This is a genomic window from Oleiphilus sp. HI0061, assembly GCF_001635675.1.
Genome location: NZ_LWFE01000295.1, coordinates 1 through 1233 on the forward strand (window position 1 = coordinate 1; position 1233 = coordinate 1233).

The 1233-nt window shown below is 42.7% G+C and carries 3 protein-coding genes; 2 read left to right on the forward strand and 1 reads right to left on the reverse strand.

The window, feature by feature from the left end:
• Together A3735_RS03840 and erpA are read left to right on the forward strand one after the other, a co-directional pair.
• Window positions 1-385, forward strand: a 385-nt coding sequence (locus tag A3735_RS03840; RefSeq protein ID WP_068568073.1) for a polymer-forming cytoskeletal protein, incomplete at its 5' end; no start/stop codon positions are given.
• A gap of 103 nt (window positions 386-488) precedes the next feature.
• Entirely contained in the window at window positions 489-842 is a 354-nt protein-coding gene (gene erpA / locus A3735_RS03845; protein WP_068510038.1) for an iron-sulfur cluster insertion protein ErpA, read from the forward strand.
• Between the two features lie 19 nt (window positions 843-861).
• On the opposite strand, the gene A3735_RS03850 is transcribed toward erpA, so the two are convergent.
• A partial coding sequence (locus A3735_RS03850) for a tRNA-binding protein (protein WP_156499386.1) occupies window positions 862-1233 on the reverse strand: 372 nt, incomplete at its 5' end.

Sequence of the window (1233 nt, forward strand, 5' to 3'; positions counted from 1 at the left end):
TCAATTCTCTGGCGGTTTACATATCGATGGTTTAATTCGTGGCACCATCCGCGCTGAAGAAGACAGTGAAGCGATTGTTCGTATTAGCGATATTGGTGAAATAGACGGTGATGTGATTGCACCTCATATCATTGTTAACGGTACAGTCCATGGCGATGTTTATGCTTCGAAGCATATTGAGCTGGCCAAGAATGCGTCAATAAAAGGGAATGTTTATTATCATCTGATCGAAATGGCGATGGGTGCTGAGGTTAATGGTAACCTGGTTCACCATAAAGAGCCTGTATCAATTAAGAATCATGACTCAGGTGAAAGCACAGAGACTAAAGCCGCTGAGCAAGTTGCGCTAAAAGCCGTGTCGGGTTCAGATTCTAATAATGGCTAAATGAAATAGTTGACTGTTTTACTAGGTTAATTGGATAATGCTCTGTATAGAAGTATGACATTGTTTTAGTATTCTAATATTAGAATCAAATGCCGGAGAACCAATGAGCATTGTAGAAACTCATGTGCCAAGCCCGCTATTTTTTACCGACGCGGCGGCGAGTAAAGTTAAACAGCTGGTTGAGGAGGAAGAAAATCCTGCTCTTAAGCTACGCGTTTATGTGACTGGCGGTGGTTGCTCGGGTTTTCAATATGGCTTCACTTTTGATGAAGACCTTTCAGAAGATGATACGGTTGTTAGCAAGCAGGGTGTAGACCTGGTTGTCGACGCCATGAGTTATCAATACCTCGTCGGAGCGACAGTTGATTATACTGAAGGCCTAAAAGGTGCTCAGTTTTCTGTGACCAATCCGAATGCAGAAACAACCTGTGGTTGTGGTTCGAGCTTTAGTATTTAAGCGCTGAGCCTTCCTGATTTCAAAGTATTTTAGGGCTGCTTAGCTGCTCTAAAAGTACTTGAACGGCCTCTCTAAGATGCTTATCCAGGTCTTTTTTCCCACTAAAATTAAACTCCTCCACACAATCAGAAATTGAACGAGCTTGTAAAACCCGTCGAATCAGTACTTGTAGCGGGCGCTTGATTGAACTTTTTTTATTTTTTTGTTTGAAGCAAGATAAGGTCAAACTGATCAACTCGCTCATACATTCTTCGATGGCCAACTTATGGCTAGCAAAGCGTTGAAGTTGAGCAAGCTGCCTGCTGTCTAGCCTTAGCTCTACTGCTGGAATTTTCGCTTCTGTTAGCGCATCATACAGCGTATCGCTAGCGTGGTGTTGATATTGTCTACT

Bases quoted from the DNA above. Each gene is read 5' to 3' on its own strand.
- erpA (WP_068510038.1), top strand. From the start codon at position 489: ATGAGCATTGTAGAAACTCATGTGCCAAGCCCGCTATTTTTTACCGAC.